This is a genomic window from Streptomyces sp. NPDC031274, assembly GCF_055570235.1.
Window position 1 is genome coordinate 44,777 of the sequence record NZ_JBVIHP010000036.1, and the last position, 23,355, is coordinate 68,131.

25 protein-coding genes are annotated in these 23,355 nt (G+C 70.8%); 10 read left to right on the forward strand and 15 right to left on the reverse strand.

The window, feature by feature from the left end; all coding sequences use genetic code 11:
• The first annotated feature begins 354 nt into the window (after positions 1–354).
• Positions 355–1,395: an NAD(P)-dependent alcohol dehydrogenase gene (locus ACZ5CR_RS39155; protein WP_468866914.1), complete on the forward strand. Its 1,041-nt coding sequence runs from the start codon at positions 355–357 to the stop codon at positions 1,393–1,395.
• Between the two features lie 54 nt (positions 1,396–1,449).
• Here the strand turns inward: ACZ5CR_RS39155 and ACZ5CR_RS39160 are convergent, their stop codons facing one another.
• A complete protein-coding gene (locus tag ACZ5CR_RS39160; protein WP_468866812.1) occupies positions 1,450–1,836 on the reverse strand; it encodes a PB1 domain-containing protein in 387 nt (128 codons plus the stop codon).
• Positions 1,833–2,471: a hypothetical protein gene (locus tag ACZ5CR_RS39165; RefSeq protein WP_468866814.1), complete on the reverse strand. Its 639-nt coding sequence runs from the start codon at positions 2,469–2,471 to the stop codon at positions 1,833–1,835. Before ACZ5CR_RS39165 ends, ACZ5CR_RS39160 begins: the two co-directional genes overlap by 4 nt.
• Positions 2,472–2,897: 426 nt before the next feature.
• Here ACZ5CR_RS39165 and ACZ5CR_RS39170 point away from each other — a divergent pair, with 426 nt between their 5' ends.
• Entirely contained in the window at positions 2,898–3,266 is a 369-nt protein-coding gene (locus ACZ5CR_RS39170) for a hypothetical protein (protein ID WP_468866816.1), read from the forward strand.
• A gap of 40 nt (positions 3,267–3,306) precedes the next feature.
• On the opposite strand, the gene ACZ5CR_RS39175 is transcribed toward ACZ5CR_RS39170, so the two are convergent.
• From ACZ5CR_RS39175 to ACZ5CR_RS39190, 4 genes are all read right to left on the reverse strand, one after another.
• Positions 3,307–3,567: a hypothetical protein gene (locus ACZ5CR_RS39175; RefSeq protein WP_468866817.1), complete on the reverse strand. Its 261-nt coding sequence runs from the start codon at positions 3,565–3,567 to the stop codon at positions 3,307–3,309.
• Positions 3,568–3,637: 70 nt separating this feature from the next.
• Complete coding sequence (locus ACZ5CR_RS39180) at positions 3,638–3,940, reverse strand: carboxypeptidase-like regulatory domain-containing protein (protein ID WP_468866820.1); 303 nt, start codon at positions 3,938–3,940, stop codon at positions 3,638–3,640.
• A gap of 10 nt (positions 3,941–3,950) precedes the next feature.
• A complete protein-coding gene (locus tag ACZ5CR_RS39185; RefSeq protein ID WP_468866822.1) occupies positions 3,951–4,883 on the reverse strand; it encodes a trypsin-like serine peptidase in 933 nt (310 codons plus the stop codon).
• Between the two features lie 339 nt (positions 4,884–5,222).
• Positions 5,223–5,666: a VOC family protein gene (locus ACZ5CR_RS39190; RefSeq protein WP_468866916.1), complete on the reverse strand. Its 444-nt coding sequence runs from the start codon at positions 5,664–5,666 to the stop codon at positions 5,223–5,225.
• Between the two features lie 322 nt (positions 5,667–5,988).
• On the opposite strand from ACZ5CR_RS39190, the gene ACZ5CR_RS39195 reads away from it, so the two are divergent.
• The 5 genes from ACZ5CR_RS39195 to ACZ5CR_RS39215 all read left to right on the forward strand — a co-directional run bounded on the left by ACZ5CR_RS39195 (position 5,989) and on the right by ACZ5CR_RS39215 (position 11,178).
• The gene (locus ACZ5CR_RS39195; RefSeq protein WP_453533707.1) at positions 5,989–6,378 is read left to right on the forward strand and encodes a BlaI/MecI/CopY family transcriptional regulator; all 390 of its coding nucleotides are present in this window, start codon (positions 5,989–5,991) and stop codon (positions 6,376–6,378) included.
• 6 nt (positions 6,379–6,384) lie between these two features.
• Positions 6,385–7,317: a M56 family metallopeptidase gene (locus ACZ5CR_RS39200; protein ID WP_468866824.1), complete on the forward strand. Its 933-nt coding sequence runs from the start codon at positions 6,385–6,387 to the stop codon at positions 7,315–7,317.
• A 216-nt stretch (positions 7,318–7,533) separates the two neighbouring features.
• The gene (locus tag ACZ5CR_RS39205) at positions 7,534–8,871 is read left to right on the forward strand and encodes a hemolysin family protein (protein WP_468866826.1); all 1,338 of its coding nucleotides are present in this window, start codon (positions 7,534–7,536) and stop codon (positions 8,869–8,871) included.
• Complete coding sequence (locus tag ACZ5CR_RS39210; RefSeq protein ID WP_468866828.1) at positions 8,868–9,893, forward strand: hemolysin family protein; 1,026 nt, start codon at positions 8,868–8,870, stop codon at positions 9,891–9,893. Before ACZ5CR_RS39205 ends, ACZ5CR_RS39210 begins: the two co-directional genes overlap by 4 nt.
• A 130-nt stretch (positions 9,894–10,023) precedes the next feature.
• Positions 10,024–11,178 (forward strand): acyltransferase family protein, encoded by a 1,155-nt coding sequence (locus ACZ5CR_RS39215; protein ID WP_468866830.1) that lies wholly within the window; start codon positions 10,024–10,026, stop codon positions 11,176–11,178.
• Positions 11,179–11,218: 40 nt separating this feature from the next.
• Here ACZ5CR_RS39215 and ACZ5CR_RS39220 read toward each other — a convergent pair whose 3' ends face one another.
• Positions 11,219–11,950 (reverse strand): alpha/beta fold hydrolase, encoded by a 732-nt coding sequence (locus ACZ5CR_RS39220; RefSeq protein ID WP_468866833.1) that lies wholly within the window; start codon positions 11,948–11,950, stop codon positions 11,219–11,221.
• Positions 11,951–11,983: 33 nt separating this feature from the next.
• On the reverse strand, positions 11,984–12,976 hold the full coding sequence (locus ACZ5CR_RS39225) for a GlxA family transcriptional regulator (protein WP_468866835.1): 993 nt from the start codon (positions 12,974–12,976) through the stop codon (positions 11,984–11,986).
• Between the two features lie 51 nt (positions 12,977–13,027).
• Here ACZ5CR_RS39225 and ACZ5CR_RS39230 point away from each other — a divergent pair, with 51 nt between their 5' ends.
• A complete protein-coding gene (locus ACZ5CR_RS39230) occupies positions 13,028–13,423 on the forward strand; it encodes a cupin domain-containing protein (RefSeq protein WP_468866837.1) in 396 nt (131 codons plus the stop codon).
• Positions 13,424–13,510: 87 nt separating this feature from the next.
• Positions 13,511–13,759 (forward strand): holin, encoded by a 249-nt coding sequence (locus ACZ5CR_RS39235; RefSeq protein WP_468866839.1) that lies wholly within the window; start codon positions 13,511–13,513, stop codon positions 13,757–13,759.
• 18 nt (positions 13,760–13,777) lie between these two features.
• On the opposite strand, the gene abc-f is transcribed toward ACZ5CR_RS39235, so the two are convergent.
• The 7 genes from abc-f to ACZ5CR_RS39270 all read right to left on the reverse strand — a co-directional run bounded on the left by abc-f (position 13,778) and on the right by ACZ5CR_RS39270 (position 22,897).
• Positions 13,778–15,415: a ribosomal protection-like ABC-F family protein gene (gene abc-f / locus ACZ5CR_RS39240; RefSeq protein ID WP_468866840.1), complete on the reverse strand. Its 1,638-nt coding sequence runs from the start codon at positions 15,413–15,415 to the stop codon at positions 13,778–13,780.
• Positions 15,416–15,465: 50 nt separating this feature from the next.
• Entirely contained in the window at positions 15,466–16,479 is a 1,014-nt protein-coding gene (locus ACZ5CR_RS39245) for a hemolysin family protein (protein WP_468866843.1), read from the reverse strand.
• On the reverse strand, positions 16,476–17,807 hold the full coding sequence (locus tag ACZ5CR_RS39250; protein WP_468866845.1) for a hemolysin family protein: 1,332 nt from the start codon (positions 17,805–17,807) through the stop codon (positions 16,476–16,478). Before ACZ5CR_RS39250 ends, ACZ5CR_RS39245 begins: the two co-directional genes overlap by 4 nt.
• 202 nt (positions 17,808–18,009) lie before the next feature.
• Positions 18,010–18,435 carry a GNAT family N-acetyltransferase gene (locus ACZ5CR_RS39255; protein ID WP_468866847.1) on the reverse strand — a complete coding sequence of 142 codons (426 nt, stop codon included), beginning with the start codon at positions 18,433–18,435 and terminating at the stop codon, positions 18,010–18,012.
• 86 nt (positions 18,436–18,521) lie between these two features.
• Complete coding sequence (locus ACZ5CR_RS39260) at positions 18,522–19,412, reverse strand: LLM class F420-dependent oxidoreductase (protein WP_468866848.1); 891 nt, start codon at positions 19,410–19,412, stop codon at positions 18,522–18,524.
• 48 nt (positions 19,413–19,460) lie between these two features.
• On the reverse strand, positions 19,461–22,025 hold the full coding sequence (locus ACZ5CR_RS39265) for an ABC transporter permease (protein WP_468866850.1): 2,565 nt from the start codon (positions 22,023–22,025) through the stop codon (positions 19,461–19,463).
• A gap of 14 nt (positions 22,026–22,039) precedes the next feature.
• Entirely contained in the window at positions 22,040–22,897 is an 858-nt protein-coding gene (locus tag ACZ5CR_RS39270) for an ABC transporter ATP-binding protein (RefSeq protein WP_468866852.1), read from the reverse strand.
• Between the two features lie 230 nt (positions 22,898–23,127).
• Here ACZ5CR_RS39270 and ACZ5CR_RS39275 point away from each other — a divergent pair, with 230 nt between their 5' ends.
• On the forward strand, positions 23,128–23,355 hold the full coding sequence (locus ACZ5CR_RS39275) for an antitoxin (RefSeq protein WP_468866855.1): 228 nt from the start codon (positions 23,128–23,130) through the stop codon (positions 23,353–23,355).

Genomic DNA, 23,355 nt, shown 5'->3' on the forward strand with positions numbered 1-23,355 from the left:
AGAGAGGAGTGAGTGGGGGGCCGGAGTAGGGGGGAGTCAGAGAAAGGGGAAAACCGGAAGGTGTCAAAAGGGAGAAAGGGGGGCGGGGGACGCGGGGGGGTGGGGCCCGTGGGGTCCCGTTGCCGTGTGCCCAGGTGTCTGCGCGTCTCCGCACGGTGTCCCAATGGGTCACATGTCTCATTGGGACATTGGCGGGAGTAGAGTCGGACGCATGAGCAACTACCACTCGATCGACGGCGGCTCGCGCCACGCCGACACGGGAATAGATGCACACCGGGGGACACAGAGCGCACAGAACAAGAACGAGAAGAGGCATCCCAGATGTCAGCGCAAGAACCCGCCCTGTCCGCCGAGATGAAGGCCGTCCAGTACCGCAGCGTCGGCGCCGCCCCCGAGGTGGTCACCGTCCCGCGCCCGGAGCCGGGTCCCGGCCAAGTACTCCTGAAGGTCACCGCCGCGGGCGTCTGCCACTCCGACATCGCGGTGATGAGCTGGCCCGCCGAGGCGCTGCCCTTCCCACTACCGCTCACCCTCGGCCATGAGGGCGCGGGGACGGTCGCCGCGCTGGGCGAGGGCGTCACCGGCTTCGAGGTCGGCGACTCCGTGGCCGTCTACGGCCCCTGGGGCTGCGGAGCCTGCCTGATGTGCGCGCAGGGCAAGGAGAACTACTGCACGCGCGCCGACGAGCTCGGCATCCGCCCGCCGGGGCTCGGGGCGCCCGGCGCCATCGCCGAGTACATGATCGTGGACGACGCGCGCCATCTGGTCCCGCTCGGCGACCTCGACCCGGTGACCGCTGTGCCGCTCACCGACGCGGGCCTGACCCCGTACCACGCCATCAAGACCTCCCTGCCCAAGCTGGCCCCCGGCAGCACCGCCGTGGTCATCGGCACCGGGGGCCTCGGGCACGTCGCCATCCAGCTGCTGCGCGCGCTGACGTCGGCACGGGTGATCGCCCTGGACGTCACCGAGGAGAAGCTGCGCCTCGCCCGCAAGGTCGGCGCCCACGAGACCGTCCTGTCGGACGAGCACGCGGCGGCGAAGGTCCGCGAGTTGACCGGGGGCCTCGGCGCCCACGCCGTGTTCGACTTCGTCGGCGCACCGCCCACCATCGCTACGGCGACCGCCTGCGCCGCGGTGGAGGCGGACATCACCATCGTCGGCATCGGCGGCGGGATCGCGTCCGTCGGCTTCGGCACGACTCCCTACGACGCGGCGGTCCGCGCCCCTTACTGGGGCAGCAGGTCCGAGCTGATCGAGGTCCTCGACCTGGCGCGCTCCGGCGTGATCGACGTCCACGTGGAGACGTACGCCCTGGACGACGCACCCAAGGCGTACGAGAACCTGCACGAGGGCCGGATCAGCGGCCGGGCGGTCATTCTGCCCAACGGCTGACCCGGTTTCCGGGGGCCAGGGCGGTGGCGGACCACCGCGCCGACCGCCTCGTGCCTAGACGCGCAGCAGTTGTTCCACGGATTCGCGGTACTGCCGCAGAGCGAGGCGCAGTTCTTCCGTCTGCGTCTCGCTGTCCTGGCCCTGCCAGCTTGTGCGCAGGGTCCGCCGCCGTTCCGCGAGGGTTTCGGTCAGATGCCTGACGGCGTCGTCGAAGAGGCTGTCGGCCTCTCTCACCGCCTGGCGGGGGTCGTCGACGAAGGCGCTGAGGGCCTGTTGGAGTCGTAGGCCGAGCTTGTCCCGTTCGTCCTGCGGAAGCAGTACGGAGCCGGGGGCGGACTCGGTGACCGGGGGGATGGGGGTGACGGGAGTGACGGCGGCGGGAGCGGGGGAGCCGCTGCCGACAACCGGCTCGTGCGGTGTGAGGTGCTTGGCGTCCGTCATGACGTGCCGCTTCCCTTCGCGTGACGTCGGGTCAGTGCCCACGGTGCGTGGCCGCGGTCGGCGGGGGACCGCCGGCTGTTACGGGGCGAGCTGTTCCGGTTCGAGTCGACCGCGTGCTCGGAGGTCAGGGCCTCGAAGAGGTGCCGGGCCTCGACCATGGCCTCGCGCAGTTCCTCGGTGCCGCCCTTCTTGTATGCCGCCGTGTGCACGCTGCGGTAGCCGTGGACGGAGTGGGCGTGGTGCACGGAGAGCGCGGCCACCTGCTCCTCGAAGCGCTCGCCGTCGGGGAAGCCCCGGTCCCTGGCCAGGCGGGCAAGAAGCGCGTCGGCCTCGGCGACCGCCTGCTGCGGGGATTCGACGAACTGCTCCTGGACACCGGCCCATTGGGCCAGGTACCGCTCGCGCGCGCCGGGCGGCAGGGGCTCGGCCTTGATGGAGCCGTGAAGTCGTACCCGGTCACGGAGTTCTTGCTCGGCTGCCCGTACGTCGCCGTCGTGGCGGGCGACGGTGTGGTCGTACTCGGGCCCGAAGCGGTTCTTCAGGCCGCGTCCGCCGCCCCGGGCTCGCCGCAGTCCGACGATGAGGACGGCGGCTGCCGCAATGACGACCACGGCGATGATGACGGCGGTGATCATGGCTGCCTCCCTTTGTCTCGTGGTCCGTTCGGCGCCGAGGCCGGCCGATGGGTGCCCACGCGACGTGGGCACCGATCGGGGCGTCTGTGATCAGCGGTCGAACGGCTGGTTGTGGGTTCGCATGGCAGCCGAGTACCCCCATGTTCGGCAATCAGTCGACTGAGGAGCGGTTCGCCCGCGGGCAGGGCCGGTTGGACCGCTGTTCAGGAAGCGCCGAAGACACGTTCGAGCGGCCGGACCAGGCGCACGGTGCCCCCTCACACCTGCCTGTCCGGCCCGGCAGCGGACACGCCCACGCTGCGGATACCGCCGGATCCGACGCGTCGGATGACATGCTGAAACGACTGGCCAAGTCTTGATCGCAGTACGGCGAGCGCCGCTGGAACCCGGGCCACGCCAAGGAACCACGCGAAGGACAAGAACGACGTGCTGACCGTGCTGGTCCTTGCCGCCGAACACCGCGCCGGCGCCCTGATCCCGCAGATCGAGACCGTCCCGGGCGTGTACGTCATCTCCCATGCGGACGACAGTTTCCTCGCGCTCGCACGGGCCCGCGCCCTGCTGCCCGACGTTCTGGTCATCGACCTCAGCGCCCGCTTCGCGGGCGACGCCGCCACGGTCATCGACCAGGCCCGCCGACTCGAGCCGCCCAGCCACATCCTGGTCCACGCGGGCGACGCCGTGGTGGGGACCGTTTCGCCCACCGGAGCGGTCGGCCCCGGGCAGGACGACTCACCACGCGGCCTGGTGCACACGCTGGCACGGCTCGCCGCCGAGGCGGCCCCGCCGCTGTGACCGGACCGGTGCTCCGGCCCAGCCGGTCCGGGCAGCCCCGCTACAGATCCGCGACCCGCGCCGAGAGCCCGTAGTCGAGTTCGGAGCCGTCGACGAGGAGCGCCTCCACGGTGCGGGTCCCGGGGTCGATGTCTGCCTCCATCCCGTCGCCCGTGTACCGGGGGAACCCGGAGGCTCCGGTTTCGCCCGTGGCCACCACGACGGCCGAGCGCAGGGCGCCGCGTGCATCGGTCGTACTCTCGCCGTTCCCCGAGAACTCGGGCACCAGCAGGATCTCGAAACGCTGCGGGACAGTGTTCATGCTCGTGACGCTAGACAGGAGTGGCGCGCCACGCATGTCCACCACTGCCGCTCGGTGCCGCACGCGCCCCTCATCCGAGGGTCAGCTCGATCCGCAGCGGCCCCGGGAGGGCGGCCTGTGCCGACGGCTCGACGCGGACGGTGGCCACGGCCGTGCCGGGCGGGCCCCAGAGAGGGTCCGCCCGGCAGGTGAGCGTGTACACGCCCGTTGTGGGGGCGCTGAGGGAGAACCGTCCCTCGGCGTCCGTCAGGGCGGCGATGTCCGGCAGGGGCTGGGGCCCGTCGGTGAACAGGACGTGGGCGCCCGGCACCGGGTTGCCCGACGCGTCGCGGACGACGCCGGTGATCTCCACTGCGGACCTGCTGCCGTTCATCGGGGTCAGCTCACGCCTTCCACGCCACGTAGTTGTTGAAGACCGGGGTGGTGAACCGGGTTCCCGAGTTCACCCGCGAGCCGCCGTAGGCGTGGATGCCGAAGCCGTAGCGGCCGGTGCTGTCGATGCGGTAGACGGAGCTGCCGCTCTGTCCACCGGCGGTGTCGATGTCGTAGTACACCTTGCGCGCGGCGACGGAGTCGATCCCGCGTGCCGCGTACCACTGCGTCCCTGACGGCTTGTCGCCCGGGTAGCCGGAGATGTTACCGGTGGTCTTGAGCAGGTCCGAGTCGGACCAGACGCCGAAGCCGAACCAGCCCGTGGTGGAGCCGATGTTGGAGGGCGTGACGATGGCGCCGTAGTCGAAGTTCTCGTCGCCGTTGTCCGTCCAGCCGGTCACGGAGCGGAAGCTGGTGCAGGTGATGCTGCCGTAGGGCAGGGAGGCGGCGTTGCGGCCCGGCATGACCTGAATGCTCTTCACCCAGCCGTCACGGCCCGCCACACCGCTGCCCTTGATGTAGACGACATGCCCTGCCGTGGCGAGGGTGTGCGGTCCAAGGAGCCAGCCGGTGCCCTGGTAGAGGGCGTTGTCGCGGGCGGTGATCAGCAGGTAGCAGTGCACCCGCCATGGATACACGCTGGTGTCGTTGATCTTTACGCGGTCGTCGGGGCCGTGCACGGTCTCGGGCGCCAGCGGCGGTGGGCCGTACGACGCCTCTCCGATGTCGGGGAGCGTGGCGGTCGGGGCCGTCCAGGCCTCCGGTGCGAAGTGGTCGGGGCGCCGGTAGCCCTCGACGTTCTCCAGACCCTCCCCCATCGACTGCTGGACCTGGCCCTGAGTCCCCTCGGAGGGCGGCTGCAGGACCGCTTCCTGCTCGGCGGCCAGGGACTGGGCTCCGTCCTGCGGCTCGTTCGTCACTGCGGTGTGCGGGTCTTGCGCCATTCTGGATCACCCGGCTTCTCTCGGAGCTGCGATGTGATGCCTTTCAGGACGCTGCGGCCGCAACGTTTTAGCGTCGATTCCCCTTCTTACTGCCGCCGGACAAGAGCGGCAATGAGCCTTTTGCGCCGTCCTGTAGCGGGTGCGCATGCCTTCCGTACGGGTGCCGTATGTGTCAACAAGGTGACTCCCGGGGCCCGTACGACGCTCAGGGCGTCACCTTGCCCCGCCGCCGCACGGCGGGCGGCCCGGGCCAGGTCTCAGCGGTCCCGGCCGGACACCCGTGCCCCGCCCGCTGCGGGAGCGGGCGGGCCACGATGCCTCAATCACGTCTCCATGGAGCTACGGGCGGGCGTAGGGCCGGGTCATGATCTCCATGTTGTGGCCGTCCGGGTCGGCGAAATACGCCCCGCGACCGCCGAACAGCCGGTTGATCCGGCCGGGTTCGGTGTGGTTGGGGTCGGCGTAGTAGGTGACCCCGACCGCCTCCAGGCGGGCGATCATGGCGTCGAACTGCTCGTCGGGCACCAGGAACGCGTAGTGCTGCGACTGGATGTGCTCGTCGCTCGGCGCGTAATAGTCGAGTGTCACGCCGTTGCCGAGATCGACGGGCAGGAACGGCCCGAACGGGGCGCCGACCTTCAGGCCGAGGATCACGGCGATGAACTCGGCCGACAGCCGCCGGTCCTTGGCGAAGACGGCGGTGTGGTTCAACTGGACCGTGGTGACAGGTGAATTGGGCGTGACAGGTGAATCGGGGGCGTAGGGGTGCTGCTCGCGCGGCATGGGTGACGTCATGGGTGATGTCTCTTCCGGGTCCTGGGTTCCACTGGAGGTGCGCCGCATGGGGCGCGGGGAGGTAAGACGGAAGAGGGGACGGCGGGGCTCTGGCCCGCCTCGCGCTCACGCCGAGGCCGGATGCCTCACTCGTACGTGGCCCATGGCCGACCCGGCAGTCACCTGAGTGACCTTAATGCGCGCTACGAGGCGGAGCAATGCTGTTTTTATCGGGCTTCGCTGTCATGGTGGGGTCAAGGGGTGGCGGCTTGTCCCTGGACCGGGCGTTAGCCTCGTCCTTTGACGACGAGGCGGCGGAAGGGAGACGGGCGTGGCGGAGCAGGAGCGGCGTTCCCGGCGGCGGGGGCAGGGTGAGCTGGAGGCACAGGTCCTCTCGGCCCTGCGCGAGGCGGAAGGCCCCGCGACCGCGGGCTGGGTGCAGGAGCGGCTCGGCAGCGACCTGGCGTACACGACGGTCGTGACGATCCTCACCCGACTCCTGGACAAGGGCGCGGTGACCCGTGAGCGCGCGGGCCGCTCCTTCGCGTGGACACCGTCGTCCGACGAGGCGGGTCTCGCGGCACGCAAGATGCGCAAGGTGCTCGACGGCGAGCGCGACCGGGAGGCGGTCCTGGCCAGTTTCCTCACCGCCCTGCCGCCCGGGGACGAGCAGCTGCTGCGGGAGTTCCTGCGGCAGGCCGAAGCGGAGAAGGACGTCTGAACCGTCATGGGGATGTTCGTCCTTCTGCCCCTGGTCCTTCCGCTGACGGCCTGGCCGGTCGCCCGGCTCGCCGAGCAGCGTCTGCATCCGCGGACCGCCACCCGACTGCTCACGACGGTCGCCGCGGTCATGGCGCTCTGCAGCACTCTGTGCCTGGGCCTGCTGATGGTCGTCGGCACGGCTCAGCTGCCCGGTAACCCGCTGCCGGACGGCTGGTCGGACCCCGAGGTGCGCGCCGCCGTCCCGTACGACGAGGTCGCCGGGCGCCTGGCCATTCCCGGGCTGCTCGCCGTGGCCGCCGCGTGCGGCAGAACTCTGTGGCGCCACCGTCAGGTACGCCGCCGCGCCCACCAGGCCCTTGCCGGGCTCCCCGGCACCGCCGTCGCGGTCCTGCCCGACGACGAGCCCTACGCGTACGCGCTGCCCGGCGGCGTCCGCGACCGGGTCGTGGTCACCACCGCCCTCCTCGACTGCCTCGCCCCCGCGGAGCGCCGCGCCCTGTTCGCCCATGAGCGCGCCCACCTCGCGACCCGGCACCACCGCTATCTCCTGGCCGTACAGCTGGCCGCGCGCGCCAATCCGTTCCTGCGCCCGCTGCGCACGGCCGTGTCCTACACCACCGAGCGATGGGCGGACGAGGACGCAGCGCACGTCGTCGGCGACCGCAGAACCGTCGCCCGCGCGATCGGCAAGGCGGCCCTCCACTCCCGGGGCGCCCCGGCCCCGACCCTCGCCGGACTCGCCGCGCCGGGACCCGTACCGCGCCGGGTCGCGGCTCTCCTCGGCCCGGCACCCGCCGCGCGCACCTGGCCGTCCCTGTTCACCTCGGTGGGGCTCGCGGCCTGGGCGGCGGCCGCGGGGGCGGCGGCTTCCGCCATGTCGTCGGCGAACTCCGCCGTCACGATGGTCCTCATCCTGCACGCGGCCACCCCGCTCTAGACCGGCAGGCCCGCTCTGGACCGACAGGCCTGCCGGATCAGTTTGCCGTTCCTTTACAGTGGCTGTAGAAGCACTACCGCTTCCCTGCCACCGCCCTCGTACGACACCACGTACGAGTACGAGAAGGAGCCACGGACCCGCAATGGGTGAGCCTCCCAGTACGAACCGTGCCATTTCCCGCCCGCTGTCCGAGCGCGAGGGAACGGGGGTGGCACGGTGACCGAGATCCTGCTTCTGCTGCTCGCCCTGCTCCTCACGCTCGCTTGCGCGGTTTTCGTCGCGGCCGAGTTCTCCCTGACCACCGTCGAGCGCAGTGACCTGGAGCGCGCCGCCGAGGCGGGCGAGCGGGGCGCCGAGGGGGCCCTCCAAGCCGTCCGGCGCCTGACCCTGCAGCTGTCCGGCGCACAGCTGGGCATCACCGTCACGTCCCTGGTGATCGGCATGCTCGCCGAGCCCTCGCTCGCGGCCGTGCTGCGCGGGCCGCTCGAAGCGGCCGGGCTCGGCGGGGCCGCGTCCCCCGTGGCGAGCGTCCTCGGGGTGATCGTCTCCACCGTGGTCCTGATGGTCGTCGGCGAGCTGGTGCCCAAGAACTGGGCGATCTCCCGGCCGCTGGCCGTCGCCAAGGTGGTGGCGGCACCGCAGCGCGGCTTCACCGCCGCCTTCGGACCGTTCATCCGGCACTTGAACAACACCGCGAACCACGTCGTGCGCCGCTTCGGTCTCGAGCCCGCCGAGGAGCTCGCCTCCGCGCGCACCCCCGAGGAGCTGGTCGCCCTGGCCAGGCGCTCGGCCGCCGAGGGCGCCCTGGAGGCGGACTCCGCCGAACTGTTCGTCCGCACACTGCACTTGAGCGAGCTGACGGCACAGAACGTGATGACCCCGCGGGTGGACGTACGCGCTCTGGAGGCGCACGCCACGGCCGCCGACGCCGCGAACCTGACACACGCCACAGGGCTGTCCCGCTTCCCCGTCTTCCGCGACAGCCTGGACGAGGTCATCGGCACCGTGCACATCCGCGACGTGCTCGCCCTGGCCCCCGAGAAGCGGCGGCTCACCTCGGTCACCGAGCTGGCCACCGAGCCCCTCCTCGTGCCCGACAGCCTGCCCGCGGACCGGCTTCTGGAGCGGCTGCGGGAGACCCGCACGATGGCCGTCGTGATCGACGAGTACGGCGGCACGGCAGGTGTGGCGACGGTGGAGGACATCGTCGAGGAGGTCGTCGGCGAGGTCCGCGACGAGCACGACCCCGTAGAGGTCCCCGATCTGCTGCCCGCACAGACGGCCCCGGACGGCCGCACGGTGTGGGAGGCCGACGGCGGCGTCCGCATCGACCAGCTCACCGCGATAGGACTCACCGCGCCCGAAGGACCGTACGAGACCGTGGCAGGCCTGATCGCCACCCGCCTGTCCCGCATCCCGGCCAAGGGCGACGCCCTCGACCTCGACGGCTGGCAACTGGCCGTCCTGACGGTCGAGCACCACCGCGCCGACCGGATCAGCATCACCGAACCGGCACTCCAGGTGCCCCGCCAGGCCGTGGAGGAGGCACGATGACCACCATCCAGCTCACCATCGGCGCCCTGACGCTGCTCACCAACGCGTTCTTCGTCGGCGCCGAGTTCGCCCTGATCTCGGTACGCCGAAGCCAGATCGAACCCCGCGCCCAAGAAGGCGACAAGCGCGCCCGCATCACCCTGTGGGGTCTTCAGCACATCTCCGCGATGATGGCCACCGCCCAACTCGGCATCACCGTCTCCTCCCTGGTGCTCGGCGCGGTGGCGGAACCCGCCATCGCGCACCTCCTCGAACCCGGCTTCGAAGCGGTCCACATCCCGCACGCGCTCGTGCACCCGATCGCCTTCGTCATCGCCCTGACCGTGGCGACGTATCTGCACATGCTGATCGGCGAGATGGTCCCCAAGAACATCGCGCTCGCCGCGCCCGCCAGGACCGCGCTGCTCCTCGGCCCGCCGCTGGTGGCCCTCACCCGTGCCCTCAGGCCGGTCGTCTTCGGCATCAACGCCTTCGCCAACACCCTGCTGAGGCTGTTGCGGGTCGAGCCGAAGGACGAGGTCGAGTCCGTCTACACGGACGACCAGCTCGCCCGTATGGTCATCGACTCCAGCGCGGCCGGGCTCCTGTCGGCGGCGGACGGCGAGCGGCTGCGCGACGCCCTGGAGCTCGGCACCCGGCCGGTCGGCGAGATCCTCGTACCGGCGGCCAAGATGCGCACCGTCGAGCACACCGTCACCCCGGCGCGCCTGGAGCGGGTGGCCGCCGACGCGGGCTTCTCCCGCTTCCCGGTGACAGGACCGGAGGGCACGCTGCTCGGCTACCTCCACATCAAGGACACCCTGGGCATCGCCGAGCGGGACCGGCCCTTCCCGCGCGGCGCCCTGCACGCGGTCACGCGGGTGCACATCGACACCCCGCTCGACGACACCCTCACCGCGCTGCGGGCGGCGGGCAGCCACTTGGCCGCGGTCACCGGCGAGAGCGGCACGGTGCTCGGGTTCGTCACCATGGAGGACGTCCTGACCGAGCTGGTCGGACCCTCTCCGGCGGCGTTCGGCTGATTCACAGGCGGCGTGACTGTACGTGTGGGGGCTTCGGTGGCTAGGGTGCCGGTGATGTTCTACACAGGTGTAGCACCCGCATTCACTGTAAGACGCGAGACCGCGGGCCCGGGTTCCCCCGGGAGGTCCCGTGAGTGAGCCTGTCCGGTCGGTGGACCAAGCCGGGGCGTTGCGAACGCCGTTGCCCGCCGCGCGCAGTGCCCCTCCGGCGGCGCCACAAGCCCCCACCGTGGCGCCGAAACCGCCGGTCAAGCAGCGAGACGCGTTCTTCGACAACGCGAAGTACCTGGCGATCGTGCTGGTCGCGATGGGCCATGCGTGGGAGCCGCTGCGCGGCGACAGCCGTGCGGCGGCCGCGCTCTACATCACCGTCTATACGTTCCACATGCCGGCGTTCATCGTCATCTCCGGCTACTTCTCGCGCAGCTTCGACGCGAGCCCCGGCCGCCTCAAGCGCCTGGTGACCGGCATCGCCGTGCCGTACGTCATCTTCGAAGTCGCGTACACCTTCTTCAAGCGCTACGCGGACGACGACCCCACGTACCCGATCAGCCTGCTGGACCCCTGGTACCTCACCTGGTTCTTGATCGCGCTCTTCATCTGGCGGCTCACCACCCCGCTGTGGAAGGTGGTGCGCTGGCCCCTGCCGCTCTCGCTCGCCATCGCCGTGCTGGCCTCGGTCTCGCCGGACATCGGCGACGACCTCGACCTCCAACGGGTGCTGCAGTTCCTGCCGTTCTTCGTCCTCGGCCTGTGTCTGAAGCCCGAGCACTTCCAGATGGTGCGCCGCCGCGAAGCCCGGCTGATCGCGCTGCCCGTCTTCGCGATGGTCATGCTGTTCGCGTACTGGGCGGCGCCGCGCATGAACGCCGCCTGGTTCTACCGTCGGGACAGCGCACAGGAGCTGGCCGCGCCCGGTTGGACCGGGGGCGTGATGACGCTCGCGATGTTCGGCTGCTCGGTGGTCCTCGTCGCGTGCTTCTTCGCCTGGGTACCCGGGCGCAAGCTCTGGTTCACCGCCCTTGGCGCGGGCACGCTCTACGGCTATCTGCTGCACGGCTTCCTCGCCAAGGGCTCCCGCTTCTGGGACTGGTACGAGCTCGACTGGCTGCACACGCCGCTCGGCGAGATCACGGTCACGCTCGCCGCGGCGACCGTCATCACCGCGCTGTGCACGCCGCCGGTGCAGCGTCTCTTCCGGTTCGCGATGGAACCCGACATGGAGTGGGCGTTCAAGAAGGACGCGAAGGCGCTGGCCCGCGGGCGGGGCACGCGCCGACGCTGAGGGGCAAGTGCCGGGCCCTGCGACCACCTCCTCGGCGCGCTCAGCTGTGAGCGGGTAGTTGCAGGGCGAAGCGGCGGACGGCATCGGTGAAGGCAGCCGGGTCGTCGAAGTTCGCGAGATGTCTCGCCCGCGGGATCAGTTCGACACGGGCGTGCGGATGCGCGCGGACGAAGTCCCTCTCGCCGGACCGGAAGACGCTGTCCTTCTCGCCGTTCAGGATGAGCACGGGAGCCGCCACATGACGCATCGCATCCGCGTCGAAGCGGCCGAGGACCTCGCCCCAGGCGGCCGGCAGCGTGTGGAAGGCGTAGCCGGAGCGGACGGTGGCGTCCACCACCTCGGGCGGATAGAGCCGACGCAGCAGCCTGTCGTTCCAGCGGGTCAACCGGTCCGCCGGTATACGGGGGACGAGCCCGGCGGCCCACCGGTACGGCGTCGCCCACGGACCACGAGTCGAGGCGCTTGCGCCCGCGAGGACCAACCCCCGCAGCCGCTCCGGGCGGCGCCGCGCGAACTCCAGCGAGGCGTACCCACCGAGCGAGTGTCCGACGACCAGCGCCGGGCCGTGGTCGAGCGAGTCCACCGCTGAGGCGATGATCTCCGTCGCCGCGTTCAGGCTCCAGGGTTCAGCGGAGCGGGCGCCGTGGCCCGGCAGGTCGACGGCGGCCACCCGGAACTCCTCTCGGAGCGCGGCGAGCTGCGGGCTCCACTGTCCCGCGCTGAACCTGGTCCCGTGTACGAAGACGATGGGCGGTGCATCCGCAGCCGTCATGATTCCCCCAGATCAGAGTGTTGTCAGCCCGCGTCAGTTGGACGCGGGCCCGAATCGGCGTCGGTACGCCGAAGGAGTCAGTCCCGTCTCGCGACGCATCAGGGCGCGCAGATTGGCGGTGGTGCCGAGCCCGCTGCGCCGCGCGACCGTCTCGAAGGGGGCCACGCCCCGCTCGATCAACCGGCAGGCCAACGTGAGGCGTTCGCCGGTGAGCCAGGCCAGGGGCGTGGTGCCGAGCTGGGCCTGGAAGCGGCGGTGCAGGGTCGCGGTGCTGAGTGCGGCGCGCGCCGCGAGACAAGGCACCGACAGGGCCGAGTCGAGCCGTTCCTGGGCCCAGGCGAGTACGGGGGCCAGGGACTCGTCCGGCACTTCGGGCACAGGGCGCTCCACGAACTGCCGTTGTCCACCGTCCCGGTGGGCGGCGAAGACGAGGCGGCGGCTGACCGCGTTGGCGACCTCGGCTCCGTGATCGCGGCGGACCAGGTGGAGTCCGAGGTCGAGTGCGGCGGCGCTGCCCGCGGCGGTGAGGATGTCGCCGTCGTCGACGAAGAGCACGTCCGGTTCGAGCTGTACGCCGGGGAAGCGGGCCCGGAAGTCGTCCGCCCACTGCCAGTGCGCGGTGGCGCGGCGCCCGTCGAGCACTCCGGCCTCCGCGAGCGTGAAGGCGCCGCTGCAGAAGCCGACGAGCCGGGCTCCCCGGGCGTGCGCCCGGCGAACGGCATCCAGGACGGCCGGGCGGCGGGGAACCTCGATGTCGGGACGGTTGGGCACGATCAGGGTGTCCGCCGCATCGGCCGCGTCCAGTCCGGCGACGCCTGTCAGCGTGAAGAAGCCGTCCCGCATCAGGGTGCGCGGCTCGGGCGAACAGAGGCTGAACTCGTAGAGATCACGACCGAGTTCGGGCCTGCGCAGGCCGAACACCTCGGTGGCGCAGCCGAGCTCGAAGGGGTTGGAGTTCGCGTCGACGATGACGACGACGCGGTGCGGGGCCCCTGCTCCGGCAGCCTGAGAGGATTCTTTCGGCATACGCCATTTCTACCACTCACAAAGTCGGCGGCGAACGCCGAGGCTGGACACATGAGCAACGAACCCATCGCCCTCGGCAAAGCCCTCGCCTCCTTCGACGCCCTGTGGAGCCCCCGCATCGTCACCCGCGTCAACGACTACGACGTACGTGTGGCGAAGGCGGACGGCGACCACCTGTGGCACGTTCATGACGACACTGACGAGTTCTTCCTGGTCCTCGAAGGCGAACTGCGCATCTCCCTGCGCGAGCCGTCCGGCGAACGCACGGTCGACCTCCCCGCGGGCACGGTCTTCACGGTCCCGCGCGGCACGGAACACAAGCCGTCGGCCCCGTCCGGTGCCAAGATCCTCCTCTTCGAGCCCACGGGCACCCCGACGGTCGGTGACCGCCACGAGGAGATCCCGGATCACGTCGACGCGACGACGGGTCACAGCCTCGATCTCTGAGAGTGGCCCCGGCGACCCCCTGGGCACCGGAACCTGACAGCGGTATGCCAGGTGGTGACCCCGCCGTCACGAGAGAGTGGGCCAGACATGTGGACCGCTGGATTCTGGAAGGCCACCGCGGAGCGCGCGCTCCGTACCTTCGCTCAGTCGCTCGCCGCTGTCCTGATCGCCGGGGCGACGACCCTCCTGGACGTCGACTGGAAAGTGGCGCTCGCCACCGCGGGGATGGCGACGCTGCTCGCCGTCCTCACGGCGGTCGGCGCCGCGAACATCGGGGCGCGCGGGCCCGGCATCACGGAGACGCCGACCCCTCACAAGGAACGCACCGCGCCCTGAACCGCGCCCTGACAGGAGTCAGGGCCGGACCACCCGGCCGGCCTCCACCGAGATCCGCTCGCCCCGGAACCGCTCCCGAAGCCTCCGGTCGTGCGACACGACGACCAGCGTGCCCCGGTACTCCGCGAGCGCCTGGTCGAGCTCCTCGACCAGGGCGGGGGAGAGGTGGTTCGTCGGCTCGTCGAGCAGGAGGAGGTCGGCCGGACGCGTCACCAGGCGGGCGAGGGCCAAGCGGCGGCGCTGTCCCACGGAGAGCCCCTTCACCGGCACGACCAGGTCCTCCTCGCGGAAGAGACCGAGGGAGAGGAGCGCCTCCGCGTGGTCATCGGGCAGCCCCGCGAGACCCGCCGCGAAGGCGTCAAGGAGCGGCCTCGCCGTGTCCTCGTAGGACCCGTTGATGTACTCGATCTCCTGCGGCAAGTAGCCGACGCGGGACGGGAGGCGGACCTCCCCGCGATCCGGAGTGAGCACCCCGGCCAGGACGCCGAGCAGCGTCGACTTGCCCGCGCCGTTCACCCCGGTCACCAGCGTGCGCGAACCCGGTTCGAGGAGCAGGCTCTCGACGGCGAGACGCTCGCCCACCACGACGTCCGTCAGGACCGCCGGGCGTACGAAGGGGTGGTCGCCGCCCCCGATGCCCTCACCGGGCGTGAAGTGCAGCGGGTCGGGTGGGCGCGGCACCGGCTCCGCGTGCAGCCTGCGCAGCCGCTCGCGCGCGTTGCGCACGACACCGGAGATCTGGCCCTCCACGGACCGCTGGTGGCCCGCGAACCGAGGACTGTCACTCATCCGCCAGCCCACCGAGAGCCGCTCGGAGCCGCCCTCAGCGAGCCGCTCCTGGCGTTCGACCTCCTGGTTCCACTCCCGGTAGCGCTCCTCCCAGCGCCGCCGGGCCGTGGCGCGCTGCTCCAGATAGCCGTGCCAGCCGCCGCCGAAACGGGCCACGCTGCGGCGGTCGCCGTCGACCTCGACGATCGCCTCGGCGACCCGGTCGAGGAAGACCCGGTCGTGGGTGACGGCGACGACGGTGCCCCGGTGGGCGCGCAGCCGTTCCTCCAGCCAGCCGAGGGCCTGGTCGTCCAGGTGGTTCGTCGGCTCGTCCAGGAGGAGCAGTTCGGGCTGCGGGGCCAGGACGCAGGCGAGGGCGAGGCGCGCGGCCTCGCCGCCGGACAGCGATCCCAGGGTCCGGGAACGCTCCAGGTGGGGTACGCCGAGTCCGTGCAGGGCCGCGTCGAGGCGCGCGTCGGCGCGGTAGCCGTCACGCGCCTCGAACGCGGCGATGAGGTCTCCGTACGCGGCGAGTTCGGCCTCTCCCGCCGAGCCGAGCGACTCCTCGGCCTGCCGGATCCGCCGCTCCAGGTTCCGCAGTTCGGCGAGCGCTTCGTCCACCGCGTCCCGCACGGTGGCGTGCGGCGGAAGGCGCAGGGTCTGCGCGAGATAGCCGGTGCCGCCGTCCGACACGACGGCCACCTCGCCGTCGGCGGGCACGAACTCGCCCGCCATCAGGCGCAGGAGCGTCGACTTCCCCGAGCCGTTCTCACCGATGACACAGGCCTTCTCGCCGGGCCGCACCGACAGGGAGACCTGTTCGAGCACAGGCCGCTGCGGATACCCGTACGACACATCGCGCAGGACGAGTTGACTCACAGTGCGCATCCCCCTCGGATCAACGGGTTGCCCCTCGGTTGTACGGGTCGACGCCTCGGTCACACGGGCTGACCGAACAGCTCCCGCAGTACGTCCTCCATCGTGACCATGCCGGCCAGCCTGCCGTCCGAGCCGAGCACCGCCGCCACATGCGTGCGGCTGCGGCGCATCGCGGTCAGCACGTCGTCCAGCGGTGTGGTCTCGCGGACCTGGGCGATCTTCCGCATGTCGGGCACCCGGAACGGAAGATCGCGCGGCATCCGGTCGAGCGCGTCCTTGACGTGCAGATAGCCGACGATACGAAGGCCGTCGTCCACGACGGGGAAGCGCGAGAAGCCGGACTCCGCCGAAAGCCGCTCAAGCTCCTCCGGCGTCACGCCCACCCGGGCGTAGACCACGCTCTCCAGCGGGAGCACCACATCCCTGACGGGGCGGCGGCCCAGCTCGAGGGCGTCGTGCAGCCGCTCCTGGGCGCGGTCGTCGATCAGCCCCGCCTCGCTGGAGTCCTTGACCATCCGGGCGAGCTCGTCGTCCGAGAAGGACGCGCTCACCTCGTCCTTCGCCTCGACCCTGAGCAGCTTCAGCAGGCCGTTGGCGAACGCGTTGATCGCGAAGATGACCGGGCGCAGCGCCCGCGCGATCGCGACGAGGGGCGGGCCGAGCAGCAGCGCCGTGCGCACCGGCTCGGCCAGCGAGATGTTCTTGGGGATCATCTCGCCGAGCAGCATGTGCAGATACGTCGCCACCGTCAGGGCGATGATGAACGAGATCGGGTGGACCATGCCGTGCGGCACCCCGACCCCGTCGAACAGCGGCTCCAGGAGATGCGCGATCGCGGGCTCGGCGACGATGCCGAGCACCAGCGTGCACAGCGTGATGCCGAGCTGCGCGGCGGCGAGCAGCGCGGACACGTGCTGAAGACCCCACAGCACGCTCTTGGCACGCCGGTCGCCGTCCTCGGCGTGCGGCTCGATCTGGCTCCTTCGTACGGAGATGAGGGCGAACTCGGCGCCCACGAAGAAGCCGTTGACCACGAGGGTCGCAAGGCCGATCAGCAACTGGACGGCGATCATCGCTCCTCCTCCTGGTGGTCGTCGTGCAGGGGCGCGTGCAGCAGGACGCGGGCCGCGCGGCGGCCGCGCGCGTCCACCACGTCGAGCCGCCAGCCGCCCACGTCGAGGCTGTCGCCCTCGGCCGGGATACGGCCGAGCTCGGTCGCGACGAGCCCGGCAAGGGTCTCGTAGGGCCCGTCAGGCGCGCGCAGGCCGACGCGGGCGAGCTGGTCGGTGCGGGCCGAGCCGTCGGCGGAGTACTGCGTCCGGCCGTCGTCGTCCGTGCCCGCGGCGGCGATGTCGGACGTCTCGTGCGGGTCGTGCTCGTCCCGCACCTCGCCGACGACCTCCTCGACGATGTCCTCCAGGGTCGCGACGCCCGCCGTGCCGCCGTACTCGTCGATGACCACGGCCATCGTGCGCTTGCCGGAGAGCCGGTCGAGCAGGCGGTCGACGGTCAGCGTCTCCGGTACGAGGAGGGGCTGGCGCATCAGCTCCGCGACGGGGTGGCGGGCCCTGCGCTCGGCCGGTACCGCGAGGACGTCCTTGATGTGCGCGACGCCGACGACCGAGTCGAGGTTGCCGCGGTAGACGGGGAAGCGGGACAGGCCCGTCGCGCGGGTGGCGTTCGCGACGTCTTCGCAGGTGGCCATCACGTCGAGGGCCATGACCTTGACGCGCGGTGTCATCACGTTCTCCGCGGTGAGGTCGGCGAGGTTCAGGGTGCGGACGAACAGCTCGGCGGTGTCCGCCTCCAGGGAGCCCTCCTTGGCGGAGTGCCTGGCGAGCGCCACCAGCTCCTTGGGGCTGCGCGCGGAGGCCAGCTCCTCGGTGGGCTCGATGCCGAAGCGGCGAACGGAGCGGTTCGCGGTGTTGTTCAGGTGCGCGATGAAGGGGCGGAACAGGGAGCTGAACAGGCGTTGCGCGGTCGCCACCCGTTTGGCGACGGCCAGCGGCGACGAGATCGCCCAGTTCTTGGGGACCAGCTCGCCCACGACCATCAGGAAGACCGTCGACAGGGCCGTACCGATGACCAGGGCCACCGATGAGGCCGCCGACGAGGGGATGCCCACCGAGCGCAGTGGGCCCGCGATCAGCTTGGCGATGGAGGACTCGGAGAGCATGCCGACGACCAGGTTGGTGACGGTGATGCCCAGCTGGGCCCCGGAGAGCTGGAAAGTGAGGTTCTTGACGGCCTTGAGGGCGCCTGCGGCGCCGCGCTCGCCGCGTTCGGAGGCTCGCTCCAGTTCGCTGCGTTCGACCGTCGTGAGGGAGAACTCGGCCGCGACGAAGACGCCGCACGCCAGCGAGAGCAGCACCGCCACGAGGAGCAGGAGCACTTCGGTCATCGGGTCACCTCCGTCCCATGATCGGGCAGGGACCGGGGGAATGCGCGATGTCGGGTACTGGGAGGCTCGCCCATGGGCGGACGGTCACACCTTTCGTTGACGTTCGAGTGGTCCGTCTATTTTAAGGGATCAGCACAGTCTGCTCCTGCGGATCAAAGGTCCACTCCTGCGGATCGTCCCCGGGTACCCATGGCTGGGCCACTCAGTCGGCGAGGTGCTTCACCCAGCGGCTCCACTGCGGCTCGGGCGCGTAGCCCGCGGCATGCCACGTGTGATGGGCCTGCTCGTTGCGGTCCAGGACCATGGCGTCGCCGCGGCGCCCGCCGAGGTTCACGAAACGCTCCTCGGCCGCGGCGAGCAGCGCCGAGCCGATGCCCTGGCGGCGGTGGTCGGGGTGTACGGCGAGACGGTAGAGGTGGCAGCGCCAGCCGTCGAAGCCGGCTATCGCGGTTCCGGCGATGAGTCCTTCGCGCTCCGCGATCAGCAGGGCCTCGGGGTCCCGTGCGACGAGACGGGCCACGCCGTCGTGGTCGTCGCTGATGCTCGTGCCCTCCGCGGCCGCGCGCCAGAACCGCAGCACGGTGTCGATGTCCGAAGGGGTCGCGCTGCGGATGTGGAGATCGCTCATGGGGGAGATGTAAGCAGTGCGTCCGCCTGTCTGGCGAGTGGTTTCCGCGGGCCCGGGCGGCCGTGCACCGTCCTGGGTACCTCCCATCACTCGCCGCGCAGCTGCTCGATGACCGGACCGAACGCGTCCATGACGGGCTCGAGGACGGTGATGTACGAGAAGCCGTACCGCTCCCGCTGGGCGCGCAGCTGCTCGGCTATTTGTTCGACCGTGCCGATGAGGAGGACCGGCAGGCCGAGGGCCTCGTCCTCGGTGAGGTGCGGGATGTATTCGAGTACTGGCTGGATCGCTCCCCGGCGGTCGCCGGTCACCTCGACCAGTTGGATCAGCAGGTTCAGCTCCGCCGGTTCGGAGCGGCCCGCCGCGAAGCGTCGGTAGGCGGCGATCCGGTCGTCCAGCTCCTCGGGCGTGAGGTGGCTCATCTTTCCGCTGCTGTCACCCGGAGCCACCTTGGCGCCGGTGAACGCCGCGATGTCGGCGTGCTCGGCGGTCAGCTTCAGCATGCGGTCGCCGTTGCCGCCGACAAGGAGCGGCGGCCGGGGCTTCTGCAGCGGCCTTGGCTGGTGCTCGTCGGAGCCGAGGAGTTTGTTCAACTCCTCGATGGTGCGCCGGAGATGAGCCACGCGCTCACCGGGCGTGCCCCAGGGCAGACCGGCGACGTCGTGCTCCGGCTTGACGTATCCCGTGCCGAGGCCCAGCTCGAGGCGCCCGTCCGTGAGCGCGTCCGTCGTCGCCACCTCGCGGGCGAGCAGTGTGGGGTTCCAGAATCCGGCGTTCAGGACGAACGTGCCGACGCGGGGCCGCTCGGTGGCCTCGGCGGCGGCGACGACCGAGGGGAACGGGGCCGGCAGGCCGAGATGGTCGGCGACCAGGATGACGTCGTAGCCGAGTGCCTCTGCCTTGCGGCACTTCTTGCGCCACTCGTCGCCGGTGGAAGCGGTGACCATGTTGACCCCGAAGCGGAACGGGCGGGCCATGAACTCTCCTCGTACGGATGGACAGTTGGGCGCAGCGGCCCCAGTCCATCACTCGTGCGCGATGGCCGCCAGCACATTCATGCGCGATGCGCGCAGCGCGGGCAGCAGCGCAGCGGCGAGGCCGACGATCACCGATCCGATCAGCACCGCGATCACCGTCGTCCAGGGGATCGCGAACGCCGTCATGCCCTGCAGCGCGAGCACCTGCTGTGCCGCGACACCCCACACCAGGCCGAGTGCGAGCCCGAGCAGCGCGCCGAACACCGCGATCACCACCGACTCCAGGCGGATCATCCGGCGCAGCTGCCGCCGGGCGAGCCCGATGGCGCGCAGCAGGCCGATCTCGCGGGTGCGCTCGACGACCGAGAGGGCCAGGGTGTTGACCACGCCGAGGACCGCGATGATGATCGCCAGGCCGAGCAGCGCGTAGACGAGGTAGAGCATCACGGCGATCTGCGCGCGGATCAGATCCTTGTAGTCGGCCTGGTCGCGGACCTGAACCTGCGGAAACGGATCGAGCGTCTTCTCCAGCCGGTCGCGCAACGTGTCGGGCCCCGTGCCCGAGGCCGCGTTGACGTACAGCGCGGAGTCCTGACCGCCCGGCACGAACTCCTCGACGGTCTCCATGCCGAAGAAGAGTCCGCCCTCGACGCCGAACCCCTCGGCTCCCGGCTGATCGGTGAGCGCGCCCACTGTCAGTTCCGTCGTGCGCCCGCCGGGGAACTCCACGGGCAGCTTCGAACCCGTCCGGATCTTGTGGTCCCGCGCGAAGTCCCGCTGCATGGCGATGTTTCCGGGCGCGAGCGCCGTGGAGGTGTCGCCCGAGACGTACGTGACGTGGGCGACGTCGTCGAGGCGCGGATCGTAGCCCGCCGCGGTCGTCTCCACGCTCTTGCCGTCCGGCATGGAGACCTTCACCGGTGCGAACCGCTGACGCACGACGAGCCCGACGCCCTCCGTCGCCCGCACCTTCTCGGTGATCTCCCGCGAGAACGGCACGAAGTTGCTGTTCTGTACGACGAAGTCGGCGCCGAGCGTCTTGTCGATCTGTTCGTCGAAGGACTTGGTCATCGACGCGCTCGCCACCGACATGCCGCTCACCAGGGCGAGGCCCACCATGAGGGCGGCGGCCGTGGCGCCCGTGCGGCGCGGGTTGCGCAGCGCGTTGCGCTGGCTCATCCGGCCGACCGAGCCGAACAGGGCGGGGAACGCGCCGCCGAGCACCCGGATCACCGGGCGGACGAGGAGCGGACCCGCGATCACGGTGGCGATCAGGGTGAGGACGATGCCGAGGCCGAGCAGGGACGCAGCCGTGGACGTCTTCTCCGAGGTGGCGCAGCCCACGAGTGCGGCGGCGCCCGCCGCACCGACGACCACACCGACGGTCGCGCGGATCTTCAACGGCCTGCCCACGCCCGCGATCTCCGCGTCGGCGAGCGCCGCCATCGGCGAGACCTGGGCCGCACGCCTGGCCGGGAGGTACGCCGCGACGAAAGTGACGCCGACCCCGACGACGTACGAGGCGACGGGAGTTCCCCACCCGATGACCATCTCGGTCGACTTCAGGTTCATCCCCAGCAGGCCCATCAGCTCGATGAGCCCGGCCGCGAGCCCGATCCCCGCCGCGAGGCCGACCGTCGAACCGACCACGCCGAGCAGGACCGCCTCGGTGAGGACGGAGCGGCGGACCTGCCTTCGGTCGGCCCCGAGCGCGCGCAGCAGGCCCAGCTCGCGGGTGCGCTGCGCGATCAGCATCGAGAAGGTGTTGACGATCAGGAAGATGCCGACCAGGACGGCGATGCCCGCGAAGCCGAGCATCACGTACTTGATGACGTCCAGGAAACCGCCGAGGTCGGACGCCGCCGAATCCGCCTGTTCGTCGGCGGTCTTCAGGTCGTAGCCCGAGCCCAGTTCGGCGGCGATACGCCGCTTCAGTTCGATGTCGCTCACACCGGGAGCGGCGTCCACCGAGATGCCCGTCGCCGCGTCCTTGTCGCCCAGGAGCTCACGCTGGGCGGCCCGAGTGTCCAGGAAGACCAGGGCCGCGCCGGGGTTGGTGGTGGTGAAGGTGACGATGCCGACGACCTTGACCTTGAACGAGCCGGGCGCGGCGAGCACCGTGAGGGTGTCGCCGATCTTCACGTCCTTCTTGTCGGCCGTGTCCGCGTCGAGCAGCGCCTGGTGCTTGCCGCGAGGGGCGTGCCCCGAGGTCAGATCGACGGGGCTGCGGTCGGTGACCTGCCAGTTGGTGGCGATGGTGGGGGCGCCGGTGGTGGGGCCCACCGAGTCGTTCTCGCTGTCGACGATCGTGATGTTCTCGACGGCCGCGTCGACACGGGTACGGGCCACCCCGTCGATCTCGGCCACACGGCCTGCGAGCTTGGCGGGGATCGTCGGCGTCTGTCCCGAGGGCACCGCCTCGTCGAGGTTCTCCTTCGGCTCGACGGTCACATCGGCGGAGGTCGAGGCGAAGAGCCGGTCGAAGGTGCGGGACACCGTGTCCGAGAAGATGAGGCTGCCCGCCACGAACGCCACCGAGAGGATCACGGCGAGGGCGGAGAGCAGCAGCCTGCCCTTGTGCGCGAGGAAGCTCCTGAGAGTCGCCTTCAGCATGGCCGCTGACCGCCTCAGTCCCGGTCCGGCTTGCCGTGGGCCTCGCTGTCGAGGTCCGGACCGCCGTCGGCCTCGGCGCGGCTCTCCGGCGGCAGCGCGTGAGCCACGTCGAACCGCTTGAGGCGTTCCAGGACCGAATCCGCCGTCGGGTGCGGCATCTGGTCGACGATCCTGCCGTCCGCGAGGAAGAGCACCAGGTCGGAGTGGGCGGCCGCGCCCGGGTCGTGGGTGACCATGACGACGGTCTGCTCCAGTTTGTCGACGGCCTCGCGCAGGAATCCGAGCACTTCGAGGCCCGCGCGGGAGTCGAGGTTGCCCGTCGGCTCGTCCGCGAAGATCAGCTCGGGGCGCGCCGCGAGCGCCCGCGCGCAGGCGACGCGCTGCTGCTGGCCGCCGGACAGCTGGGCGGGCCGGTGCTTCAGGCGGTCGCGCAGGCCGAGCGTGTCGATGACGTACTCGAGCCACTCGCGGTCGGGGCGCTGGCCCGCGATGTCCATCGGCAGCGTGATGTTCTCGACGGCGTTCAGGGTGGGGATGAGGTTGAAGGACTGGAACATGAACCCGATGCGGTCCCGCCGCAACTGCGTCAGCTCCCGTTCCTTGAGCCCCGTGATCTCGGTGTCACCGATCCACACCTGTCCCGCGGAGACCGTGTCGAGCCCGGCGAGCAGATGCATGAGCGTGGACTTGCCCGAACCGGACGGGCCCATGACCGCCGTGAAACGCCCGCGTGCGATGTCCACGTCGACCGAGTCGAGGGCGAGCACGGTGGTTTCGCCGGAGCCGTACGCCTTGGTCAGAGCGCGGGCGCGTGCGGCGACCCCGGCGGGCTCCGCAAGGCCTGTGGCCGGTGCCGAAGCAGGTGTGGGCAAAGCCGCCTCCTGGGTCGTGACTGTCCAACTCCCGTAATCCCAACTCCCTTGATTCTGCCGAGAGTAGAGGGCGGGTGCGGGCGCCGGTATCCCTCCGAGGTCGTGGACCCGATACGTATGTAAGGGGCACTGGCCCGGTGCTCACCCGGCTCTCTTGTGCGCCCCTGAGCCTTCCCGCGCCTTCCCGCGCCCTCTTGTCGGTGCTAGCGCTGCGGCGCTAGCTTGACAGCATGGCGAAGACTCAGCTGAACGTGCGGGTGGACGAAGGCACCGCCCGGGCCGCTCGTGAGCGTGCGCTCTCCCGCGGGATGAGCGTGAACCGCTACATCGAGGAACTGGTCAAACAGGACGCCGGCGAAGTCGGGCACACCTTCGTCGAGGCCGCCGCCGACTTCATGAAGCAGTACGAATCCGTCTTCGCCGAAGAGTTCGGTCCCGAGCGCGAGGGTCGTCGTTGA

Bases quoted from the DNA above. Each gene is read 5' to 3' on its own strand.
- ACZ5CR_RS39155 (WP_468866914.1), top strand. From the start codon at position 355: ATGAAGGCCGTCCAGTACCGCAGCGTCGGCGCCGCCCCCGAGGTGGTC.
- ACZ5CR_RS39160 (WP_468866812.1), bottom strand. From the start codon at position 1,836: ATGACGGACGCCAAGCACCTCACACCGCACGAGCCGGTTGTCGGCAGC.
- ACZ5CR_RS39165 (WP_468866814.1), bottom strand. From the start codon at position 2,471: ATGATCACCGCCGTCATCATCGCCGTGGTCGTCATTGCGGCAGCCGCC.
- ACZ5CR_RS39175 (WP_468866817.1), bottom strand. From the start codon at position 3,567: ATGAACACTGTCCCGCAGCGTTTCGAGATCCTGCTGGTGCCCGAGTTC.
- ACZ5CR_RS39180 (WP_468866820.1), bottom strand. From the start codon at position 3,940: ATGAACGGCAGCAGGTCCGCAGTGGAGATCACCGGCGTCGTCCGCGAC.
- ACZ5CR_RS39185 (WP_468866822.1), bottom strand. From the start codon at position 4,883: ATGGCGCAAGACCCGCACACCGCAGTGACGAACGAGCCGCAGGACGGA.
- ACZ5CR_RS39190 (WP_468866916.1), bottom strand. From the start codon at position 5,666: ATGCCGCGCGAGCAGCACCCCTACGCCCCCGATTCACCTGTCACGCCC.
- ACZ5CR_RS39200 (WP_468866824.1), top strand. From the start codon at position 6,385: ATGGGGATGTTCGTCCTTCTGCCCCTGGTCCTTCCGCTGACGGCCTGG.
- ACZ5CR_RS39210 (WP_468866828.1), top strand. From the start codon at position 8,868: ATGACCACCATCCAGCTCACCATCGGCGCCCTGACGCTGCTCACCAAC.
- ACZ5CR_RS39220 (WP_468866833.1), bottom strand. From the start codon at position 11,950: ATGACGGCTGCGGATGCACCGCCCATCGTCTTCGTACACGGGACCAGG.
- ACZ5CR_RS39225 (WP_468866835.1), bottom strand. From the start codon at position 12,976: ATGCCGAAAGAATCCTCTCAGGCTGCCGGAGCAGGGGCCCCGCACCGC.
- ACZ5CR_RS39230 (WP_468866837.1), top strand. From the start codon at position 13,028: ATGAGCAACGAACCCATCGCCCTCGGCAAAGCCCTCGCCTCCTTCGAC.
- ACZ5CR_RS39235 (WP_468866839.1), top strand. From the start codon at position 13,511: ATGTGGACCGCTGGATTCTGGAAGGCCACCGCGGAGCGCGCGCTCCGT.
- abc-f (WP_468866840.1), bottom strand. From the start codon at position 15,415: ATGCGCACTGTGAGTCAACTCGTCCTGCGCGATGTGTCGTACGGGTAT.
- ACZ5CR_RS39245 (WP_468866843.1), bottom strand. From the start codon at position 16,479: ATGATCGCCGTCCAGTTGCTGATCGGCCTTGCGACCCTCGTGGTCAAC.
- ACZ5CR_RS39250 (WP_468866845.1), bottom strand. From the start codon at position 17,807: ATGACCGAAGTGCTCCTGCTCCTCGTGGCGGTGCTGCTCTCGCTGGCG.
- ACZ5CR_RS39255 (WP_468866847.1), bottom strand. From the start codon at position 18,435: ATGAGCGATCTCCACATCCGCAGCGCGACCCCTTCGGACATCGACACC.
- ACZ5CR_RS39260 (WP_468866848.1), bottom strand. From the start codon at position 19,412: ATGGCCCGCCCGTTCCGCTTCGGGGTCAACATGGTCACCGCTTCCACC.
- ACZ5CR_RS39265 (WP_468866850.1), bottom strand. From the start codon at position 22,025: ATGCTGAAGGCGACTCTCAGGAGCTTCCTCGCGCACAAGGGCAGGCTG.
- ACZ5CR_RS39275 (WP_468866855.1), top strand. From the start codon at position 23,128: ATGGCGAAGACTCAGCTGAACGTGCGGGTGGACGAAGGCACCGCCCGG.